The 8822-nt window shown below is 67.5% G+C and carries 8 protein-coding genes and 1 pseudogene; 5 read left to right on the top strand and 4 right to left on the bottom strand.

Going from position 1 to position 8822, the window contains the following annotated elements; genetic code table 11:
* Positions 1 to 236 (bottom strand): annotated as a pseudogene (locus AC6EI8_RS21115) (RNA methyltransferase); the annotation flags it as partial.
* A gap of 196 nt (positions 237 to 432) precedes the next feature.
* Here AC6EI8_RS21115 and AC6EI8_RS21110 point away from each other — a divergent pair.
* The 3 genes from AC6EI8_RS21110 (at position 433) to AC6EI8_RS21100 (ending at position 5222) form a co-directional block, all read left to right on the top strand.
* Positions 433 to 1251, top strand: a complete 819-nt coding sequence (locus AC6EI8_RS21110) for an inositol monophosphatase family protein (protein WP_149319271.1) — start codon at positions 433 to 435, stop codon at positions 1249 to 1251.
* Between the two features lie 174 nt (positions 1252 to 1425).
* The gene (gene mutS, locus AC6EI8_RS21105; protein WP_498382780.1) at positions 1426 to 4110 is read left to right on the top strand and encodes a DNA mismatch repair protein MutS; all 2685 of its coding nucleotides are present in this window, start codon (positions 1426 to 1428) and stop codon (positions 4108 to 4110) included.
* Positions 4107 to 5222: a hypothetical protein gene (locus AC6EI8_RS21100; RefSeq protein ID WP_498382779.1), complete on the top strand. Its 1116-nt coding sequence runs from the start codon at positions 4107 to 4109 to the stop codon at positions 5220 to 5222. Before mutS ends, AC6EI8_RS21100 begins: the two co-directional genes overlap by 4 nt.
* A 78-nt stretch (positions 5223 to 5300) precedes the next feature.
* On the opposite strand, the gene AC6EI8_RS21095 is transcribed toward AC6EI8_RS21100, so the two are convergent.
* Positions 5301 to 5828, bottom strand: a complete 528-nt coding sequence (locus tag AC6EI8_RS21095; protein WP_006576455.1) for an FKBP-type peptidyl-prolyl cis-trans isomerase — start codon at positions 5826 to 5828, stop codon at positions 5301 to 5303.
* Between the two features lie 11 nt (positions 5829 to 5839).
* On the opposite strand from AC6EI8_RS21095, the gene AC6EI8_RS21090 reads away from it, so the two are divergent.
* Both AC6EI8_RS21090 and AC6EI8_RS21085 read left to right on the top strand, forming a co-directional pair.
* The gene (locus tag AC6EI8_RS21090; RefSeq protein WP_317845723.1) at positions 5840 to 7048 is read left to right on the top strand and encodes a JmjC domain-containing protein; all 1209 of its coding nucleotides are present in this window, start codon (positions 5840 to 5842) and stop codon (positions 7046 to 7048) included.
* A 199-nt stretch (positions 7049 to 7247) separates the two neighbouring features.
* Positions 7248 to 7484: a hypothetical protein gene (locus AC6EI8_RS21085; RefSeq protein WP_043437644.1), complete on the top strand. Its 237-nt coding sequence runs from the start codon at positions 7248 to 7250 to the stop codon at positions 7482 to 7484.
* A 144-nt stretch (positions 7485 to 7628) separates the two neighbouring features.
* On the opposite strand, the gene AC6EI8_RS21080 is transcribed toward AC6EI8_RS21085, so the two are convergent.
* On the bottom strand, positions 7629 to 8417 hold the full coding sequence (locus tag AC6EI8_RS21080) for an MBL fold metallo-hydrolase (RefSeq protein ID WP_226109096.1): 789 nt from the start codon (positions 8415 to 8417) through the stop codon (positions 7629 to 7631).
* A gap of 103 nt (positions 8418 to 8520) precedes the next feature.
* A partial coding sequence (bamC, locus tag AC6EI8_RS21075; protein WP_498382778.1) for an NlpB/DapX family lipoprotein occupies positions 8521 to 8822 on the bottom strand: 302 nt, incomplete at its 5' end.

Here is an 8822-nt window from a genome sequence, read left to right as displayed (position 1 = left end):
CCGCTGGCCAGCGCGACGGCCTCCGGATGCTCGCGCACCGCCGGCTCCCGCGGCGACACCAGCACCAGCGTGCCGGGCCGGGCGCCGAAGCCCATGGTCTTGATGGCGCGCGCCACCGAGCCGACGTTGCCGGGATGGCTGGTTTCGACCAGCACGAAGCGCACGCGGGCAAAGGCGGCGTCCAGGGCGGTCTGTGGCGCGCCTGGAGCTGCGTTTGCGTGCTCGCTCGTGTCCATTGCCGGGTTCCTATACAATGCAGGGTTCCAATTTATTTGGCGCGCCGCTCCGCCGCCCTGGCCAAGGCTTCGATGCCGGCCAGCGGAGACAAGGTCGACGCGCCCGTTCTTCTACAATCCGTTGTGTTGTCCGCCGGGAGCCGCGCGCGCCATGCCGTCCGCAGCGCTGCCCGCTTTTCGGCGGCTGGAGAGATTCATGCATCCGATGCTCAATATCGCCATCAAGGCCGCTCGCAAGGCGGGTTCCATCATCAACCGCGCGTCGATGGACGTGGATCTCCTGCGGGTTTCCCGCAAGCAGCACAACGATTTCGTCACCGAGGTCGACCGCGCCGCCGAGGCCGCGATCATCGAGATCATCCGCACCGCCTACCCGGAACACGGCATTCTAGCGGAAGAGTCCGGCCAGTCCTGGCGCGAGGACGAGGAAGGCCACGAGTACACCTGGGTCATCGACCCGCTCGACGGCACCACCAATTTCATCCACGGCTTCCCGCAGTACTGCGTGTCGATCGCCCAGCTGCACAAGGGTTCGCCGGTGCAGGCGGTGGTCTACGACCCGACCCGCGACGAGCTGTTTACCGCCACCAAGGGCGCCGGCGCCTTCCTGAACAACCGCCGCATCCGCGTCAGCCGCCGCGACAAGCTGGCCGACTGCCTGATCGGCACCGGCTTCCCGTTCCGCGATCTGGACGGCCTCGAGGCCTATGTCGAAGTGTTCGCGCTGATGACGCGCAGCTGCGCCGGGCTGCGCCGCCCGGGCGCCGCCGCGCTGGACCTGGCCTATGTCGCCTGCGGCCGCCTGGACGGCTTCTTCGAGACCGGCCTGAAGCCCTGGGACATGGCGGCCGGCATGCTCCTGATCACCGAAGCCGGCGGCCTGGTCGGCAACTACGCGGGCGAAGCGCGCCAGCTCGAACAGGGCGAGGTGCTGGCCGGCAACCCGAAGGCCTTCGCGCAGATGGTGCGCCTGCTGACGCCGTACTCGCTGGATAACGGCGGCCCGGCCGCCTGAGGGGCGGGGAAGCGCCCAACCCATCGCGGCGCCCTCCCCCCTTTTTCATCCAATTCCTCTCCGTCCCCCGCCGCAACGCGCAGTAAAATGCGCGTTTGCGTCCGATGCCCACGGCCTCGCGCACGCTCCGAACCCGGCCGCTGCCCATGCGCAGCGGCCCGCCGAGAGGATTGCATGTCCGAAGACCTGCCAACTACCGCGGCCGCCAGCGCATCGGCTGGTGCCACGGAAAAACACACGCCGATGATGCAGCAGTATTTGCGCATCAAGGCGGACCATCCGGACACTTTGCTGTTCTACCGGATGGGCGATTTCTACGAGCTGTTCCACGACGACGCCGAGAAGGCGGCGCGGCTGCTCGATATCACGCTGACCGCGCGCGGCAGCTCCAATGGTGTGCCGATCCGCATGGCCGGCATTCCCTTTCATTCGGTCGATCAATACCTGGCCCGGCTGGTCAAGCTCGGCGAATCGGTCGCGATCTGCGAGCAGATCGGCGATCCGGCCACGAGCAAGGGACCGGTCGAGCGCAAGGTCGTCCGCATCGTCACGCCCGGCACGCTGACCGACGCGGCGCTGCTGCCCGACAAGGCCGATACCTTCCTGATGGCGGTGCACCAGCAGACCACGCGGCGGGGCGTCAGCAAGACCGGGCTGGCCTGGCTGAACCTGGCCAGCGGCGAGCTGCGGCTGATGGAATGCGAGGCCGCGCAACTGGCGCGCGAACTCGAACGCATCCGCCCCGCCGAGTTGCTGCACACCGATGGCATCGAACTGCCCGCGCATCCGTGCGCGCGTACCCGGCTGCCCGAGTGGCACTTCGATCAGGACGCCGGCGCGCGCCGCCTGCGCGAGCAACTGGGCGTCGCCAGTCTCGATCCGTTTGGCTGCCGCGCGCTGGGCGCGGCGCTCGGCGCGGCCGGCGCGCTGCTGAACTACGCGGCCAGCACGCAGGGCCAATCGCTGCGCCATGTGCAGGGCGTCACGGTCGAGCATGAAACCGAGTTCGTGGGCCTGGACACCGCCACGCGCCGCAATCTCGAACTGACCGAGACGCTGCGCGGCGGCGAATCGCCGACGCTGTTCTCGCTGCTCGATACCTGTGCCACGGCAATGGGCAGCCGGCTGCTGCGCCATTGGCTCCACCATCCCTTGCGCGAACGCGCGATTCCGCAGGCGCGGCAGCAGGCCATCGGCGCGCTGCTGGCGCAGGATCTCGATACGCTGCGCGCCCGCCTGCGCCGGCTCGCCGATGTCGAGCGCATCACCGCCCGGCTGGCGCTGCTGAGCGCGCGTCCGCGGGACCTGTCGTCCCTCAGGGATACGCTCGCGGCCCTGCCCGACGTGCAGGCCTGCGTGGCGCCGGACGACACCGCCCCGCTGCTGGCGCAGACGCTGACCGAGCTGGCGGTGCCGCAGGAGTGCCTGCACCTGCTGTCGCGCGCGATCGCGCCGGAGCCGTCGACAGCCGTGCGCGATGGCGGCGTGATCGCCCGCGGCTACGACGCCGCGCTCGACGAGCTGCGCGACATCTCGGAGAACTGCGGCCAGTTCCTGATCGACCTGGAGGCGCGCGAGCGCACGCGCACCGGCATCGCGAACCTGCGCGTCGAATACAACCGCGTGCACGGCTTCTATATCGAAGTCACCAACGGGCAAGCCGACAAGGTGCCCGACGACTATCGCCGGCGCCAGACGCTGAAGAACGCCGAGCGCTATATCACGCCGGAGCTGAAGGCCTTCGAGGACAAGGCGCTGTCGGCGCAGGACCGCGCGCTGGCGCGCGAGAAGCAGCTGTACGAAGCACTGCTGCAACTGCTGTTGCCGCATATCGGCGAGCTGCGCCGGGTCGCGGCGGCGCTGTCACGCCTGGACGTGCTGGCCGCCCTCGCCGAACGCGCCCGCACGCTGGACTGGTCGTGCCCCGAGCGCGTCGACGAGAACGTGATCGACATCGTGCAGGGCCGCCATCCGGTGGTCGAGGGCCAGCTGGCCGCGGAGTCGACGCCATTCATCGCCAACGATTGCCACCTGACCGAGGCCCGCAAGCTGCTGCTGATCACCGGCCCGAACATGGGCGGTAAATCGACCTTCATGCGGCAGACCGCGCTGATCGTGCTGCTGGCGTGCGTCGGGGCCTACGTGCCGGCGCGGCGCGCGACCGTCGGGCCGATCGACCGGATCTTCACGCGCATCGGCGCCGCCGACGATCTGGCCGGCGGCCGCTCGACCTTCATGGTGGAGATGACCGAGGCGGCCGCGATCCTGCACAACGCGACGCCGCACAGCCTGGTGCTGATGGACGAGATCGGCCGCGGCACCTCGACCTTCGACGGACTGGCACTGGCGTGGGCGATCGCCCGTCATCTGCTGGCGCACAACCGCAGCCACACGCTGTTCGCCACGCACTATTTCGAGCTGACGCAGCTGCCGCAGGAGTTTCCGCAGGCGGCCAACGTGCACCTGTCCGCGGTCGAGCACGGCGACGGCATCGTCTTCCTGCACGCCGTGCAGGACGGCCCGGCCAGCCAGAGCTACGGCCTGCAGGTCGCGCAGCTGGCGGGCGTGCCGCAGCCGGTCATCCGCGCGGCGCGCAAGCATCTGGCCTGGCTCGAGCAGCAATCGACCGACGCCACGCCGACGCCCCAGCTGGATCTGTTCGCGGCGCCGACCGTGCCCGATGCGGACGATGACGGCGACGATGGCCGCCACAATGGCCCCGCTTCCATCGCCCCCGCCAACGATGCGCTCGGCGAGGCGATGCGCGATCTCGACCCCGACAGCATGACGCCGCGGCAGGCGCTCGACGCGCTGTACCGGCTCAAGGCGCTGGCCGAGGAATCCGGGCAGCCGGCATGACGATGGCAAGCGCGCGCCGCCGGGCACCGTGGTGCCGACCGCTGCTGGCCCTCGGGCTGGCGGCGGCGCTGCTGGGCGCGTGGTCCACGCAGAGCGCCGCCACCGTGCAGCCGGTCGCGGCCAGGGCGCTGTCGGCGGAAGGCAAGCCTGGCGGCAAGACCGGTGACAAAGCGAGCGGCAAGGCCGCCGACTCGCGCCTGGTGCGCATCGCGCTGATCGCCGACCTGCCGCAATGGCCTGACGCCGAGACACCGACGCAGCAACTGCTGGACAACCTCGCGCAACGCAAGCTCGCCTTCGTCATCCATGCCGGCGGCATCAAGGGCGACACCGAGTCGTGCGCCGATGCGATGCTGGCCGGCCGGCTGCGGCTGCTGGACCAGTCGCCGCTGCCGCTGGTCTATATCCCGGGCGAGACCGACTGGGCCGAATGTGAGCAGGCGGTCAATGGCAGCTTCGATCCCGACGAGCGGCTGGCGCGGCTGCGCGAGCTGGCCTTTCCGGACGACGATTCGCTGGGCCAGCGCAGGCTCCGGCTGATCCGGCAATCGGACCAGGCCAAGTTTCGCAGCTATCGCGAGAACGTCCGCTGGACGGCGGGCAAGGTGCTGCTGGTCGGCATGAACGTGCCCGACGACAACAACCACTATCGCACCGAGGCGGGGCGCAACGGAGAATTCGAAGACCGCCGCGAGGCCAACCGGCAATGGCTGGCGCGCGCGTTCTCGGCCGCCGAGCAGGAATCGCTCGATGGCATCGTGCTGGTGATCCACGGCGACCCGCAGTTCGGCAACGGATGGGAGAAGCGCGGCAAGCCGACGCTGCTCGACGGTTTTCTGCGCCATCGCCAGCGCGATGGCTATCTCGAATTCAAGCGGCAGCTGCGCGAGCTGGTCAGCGACTATCGCGGGCAGGTGCTGCTGATCCACAGCAGCATCGGCGGCTTCGGCATCGATACGCCGCTGCGCGATGCCAAGGGCAAGACGATCCGCAGCTTCACGCGCGTCGCGCTGCCGGTGGGCTCGCCGAAGCAGTGGACCGAGCTGACGATCTCGCCGGATTCGCGTTCGCTGTTTTCGGTTGCGCTGCAGGACGGCGCAGGCAAGAACTAGCCTGCTTACCACTATCGAGCCCAGAAAGCGAAAAAGCCGGCAATGCCGGCTTTTCCGTTCGATGGATGCATACGTCGATCAGTGCAGCGTGCGCGGGCTGTCGTCGTCCTCGTCCTCGTCGACCACTTCGATGCCCGATGCGCCATGCGCGTGGCCATGCTCGACTTCCTCGGCGGTCGCTTCGCGGACCTCGGAGACCTTCAGCCAGAAACGCAGCGCCATGCCGGCCAGCGGATGGTTGCCGTCGAGCACCACCTTGTCCTCGGCGACGTCGGTGACGGTATAGATCACCGAATCCTCTTCGTCGCCGTCCTCGGGCACGCCTTCGAACTGCATGCCGACTTCGAGCGGTTCGGGAAAACGATCGCGCGGCTCGACCTTGACCAGTTCGGCGTCGTAGTCGCCGAAGGCGTCCTCGGGCTCGAGCTGCAACTGCGTCTCGAAGCCTGCGGCATGACCGTCGAGTGCTTCCTCGATCTTGGGGAACGTGCCATCATAGCCGCCGTGCAAGTAGACCATCGGCTCATCCGATTCTTCGATCAGATTGCCCTGCGCATCCGACAGCTTGTACACCACGGACACAACCGTGTTCTTCGCGATTTTCAATTCTTCACTCCATGAACGATTCCGCATTATACGCGCAGGCCCTGCCCCGCGGCCCGGTGGATCCGGATGCGCCACTTCAGCTGCTCGGGGGCATGACGCCCGCCGCATTCATGCGTGATATCTGGCACCGCAAACCCCTGCTGGTTCGACAAGCCATCTCCGATATCGTGCCCCCTGTCTCGCGGGAAGCGCTTTTCGAGCTGGCCGACCGCGACGACGTCGAATCGCGGCTGGTCACCCACTTCCGCAACCGCTGGAAACTGGCGCACGGCCCCTTTGCCGCCGACAATCTGCCATCGACCAAGGCGCGCCAATGGACGCTGCTGGTCCAGGGCGTGAACCTCCACAATAGCGCGGCGGCCGCGCTGATGGGGCAATTCCGCTTCATCCCGGATGCGCGCCTGGACGACGTGATGGTCAGCTATGCCACCGACGGCGGCGGTGTCGGCCCGCACTTCGACTCCTATGACGTGTTCCTGCTGCAAGTTTCGGGCCGGCGCCGCTGGCGCATCTCGTCGCAAGACCGGCTCGAGCTGGTGCCGGATCTTCCTTTAAAGATACTGGCCGAATTCGAAGCGGAACAGGAGTTCGTGCTCGAGCCCGGCGACATGCTGTACCTGCCGCCGCAATACGCCCACGACGGCGTCGCCGAGGGCGAGTGCATGACCTGCTCGATCGGTTTCCGCGCGCCGGCCTACCGCGAGCTGGCGGGGCATTTTCTGGCGTGGCTGTCGGAAACCGTGGAGGACAACGAGGCGCTGTCCGGGCGTTATGCCGATCCCGGACAAGCGGCCACTTCGCGTCCCGCGCAACTGCCCGCGGATCTCGCCCGAACCGTTGCGCAACGGCTGCAGGCGTTGCGCTGGTCCAATGACATGGTGTCCGAGTTTATCGGCACCCATCTGTCCGAACCGAAGCCCGGCGTGGAGTTCGCCGAGGTTCCGCAAATCGCCGCGGGAAAATACGCGAAACTGGCAAGAACGCACGGCATTGTGTTGGCGCCGGCTTCGATCGCGCTATACGACCGCAGCCATTTCTTCCTCAATGGCGAAGCTTACGAGGTCCCCGGCGAACTGGCCGGCTGGCTGCGGCGGCTGGCGGATCGGCGCCATTTGACCGCCGCCGAGGTCGGCCAATGCGCGGAGCTGCCGGAGCTGATGGAGACATTTCACCATTGGACCCTGGAGGGCTGGCTGCAGCTCGCGCCGGCCGCGGTGTAATAATGCGTAACAGTGTGGTCAGCAAATGACGGCGCTACACAAGCCGGGAAAACGTGGATATAATCGCCAGCTGGCTCGTACTGTGGACCAATGCATTTACGGCACCGGGGAGAGCCATTAAATTGAAGTTCACGAGCGATAATTACCGGTAATTATTCATCGCCTGTTTTTCTTTCTATTACAAGTTAAAGGACGAACAATGAAGAAGTCTCTCCTGATCGCTTCCCTGCTGGCTGCTGTTGCCGTCGCCGCTTGCGGCAAGAAGGAAGAAGCCGCTCCCGCAGCTGACACCGCTGCTCCGGCTGCTACCGCTCCGGCTACCGAAGCTTCGGCTCCGGCTGCTGACACCGCTGCTGCTCCGGCTGCCGACGCTTCGGCCCCGGCTGCTGACGCTTCGGCTCCGGCCGCTGACGCTTCGGCTGCAGAAGCCAAGTAAGCGTTCGCCCGAACGAAAAAAACCGGCCTTCGGGCCGGTTTTTTTATGGGCGCTCGCCAGGCAGGGATTGCACGTCCGGGGCCTGGCCATTTATCGCGTCCGATTCATCCCTTCACCGCCTGCCAGCCGGCCGTTCGTACTGATTCATCCCTTCACCGTCTGCCAGCCCAGCCCTTCGTACTGATCCGCCACCAGGATATCGTCGGCCACCGTGCCGAGCGCCGCTGCCAGCGCGCCGGTCGCCAGGGCCGGCGTATTGTTCTGCTGACTCAGATGGGCCGCCACCACGCGGCCAAGGCCGCTGTGCGCGACGCGCGCCAGGATCGCGGCGGCCACCTCGTTGGCCAGATGACCGAAGTCGCCACCGATGCGCCGTTTCAACGATGGCGGATACACCGAGTTGCGCAGCATCTCGCGGTCGTGATTGCACTCGAGCACCAGCGCGTCGACGCCGGCGAGACGGGCCACCAGGTAAGGCGTTTCCATTCCCGCGTCGGTCAGCACGCCCAGCCGCGCATCGCCGTCCGACAGCACGAACTGCACCGGCTCGCGCGCGTCGTGCGGCACGGTGTAAGGCAGCACCTGCAGGTTGCCGATCTCGAACGCGTAGTCGGCGCCGATCACCCGCACATCGGCCTTGTCGGCGCCGCGCAGATGCGAGGTCGCCAGCCAGGTGCCATGCGTGGTGAAGACCGGCAGCCCATGCCGGGCGGCAAAGGCGTAGGCCGAGCCGATATGGTCGCCGTGTTCGTGGGTAACCAGCACCGCGTCGAGCCCGTCGGGCGTGACGCCCAGCCGCTCGAGCCGCCGCGCGGTCTCGCGCAGGCCGAAGCCGCAGTCGAGCAGCACGCGGGTCACGCTGGCGCCATCACGGGATTCGATCAGCAGCGAATTGCCCTCGCTGCCGCTGCCGAGAAAGCCGAACCGCATCATCGCCGCGCCCACCCCATGCCGGGCGGAACCGCGGCGGTGGGCCGGACCGCAGCGCGAGCACCCGGCATCGCAGGTCCGTGCAATGCCGGGCTCAATCCAGCGCTCAATGCAGCTGCTCGTCGAGCAGCGTCAGGATGCGTTTGGCGATCTCGGTCGACTCCGGTTGGCCGGCGTCGTTCAGCACGGTCACGGTGGTGCCCGAACCGCTGCCCTTCAGCGCCACGCGGTACTTCTTCGCCTGACGGGCGGCATCGCCACCGCTGCGCGTGAACAGCTTGGAGAAGAAGCCGCGGTTGTCGTTGACCGTGTCGCGCGTGTCGACATAACGGACGTAGTACAGGCCCTGGCCGCGGTCGCGGTCTTCCACCGTGAAGTTGACGCGGTCCAGCGCGAGGCCGACCGAGC

Source organism: Cupriavidus sp. R6-3 (assembly GCF_059772245.1).
Note: the sequence above shows the minus strand (reverse complement) of the source record. Positions and strands in the feature narration are given on the sequence as shown.

Coding starts and splice junctions, on each gene's coding strand:
- AC6EI8_RS21110 (WP_149319271.1), top strand. CDS start 433: ATGCATCCGATGCTCAATATCGCCATCAAGGCCGCTCGCAAGGCGGGT.
- AC6EI8_RS21080 (WP_226109096.1), bottom strand. CDS start 8,417: ATGATGCGGTTCGGCTTTCTCGGCAGCGGCAGCGAGGGCAATTCGCTG.
- AC6EI8_RS21100 (WP_498382779.1), top strand. CDS start 4,107: ATGACGATGGCAAGCGCGCGCCGCCGGGCACCGTGGTGCCGACCGCTG.
- mutS (WP_498382780.1), top strand. CDS start 1,426: ATGTCCGAAGACCTGCCAACTACCGCGGCCGCCAGCGCATCGGCTGGT.
- AC6EI8_RS21090 (WP_317845723.1), top strand. CDS start 5,840: ATGAACGATTCCGCATTATACGCGCAGGCCCTGCCCCGCGGCCCGGTG.
- AC6EI8_RS21085 (WP_043437644.1), top strand. CDS start 7,248: ATGAAGAAGTCTCTCCTGATCGCTTCCCTGCTGGCTGCTGTTGCCGTC.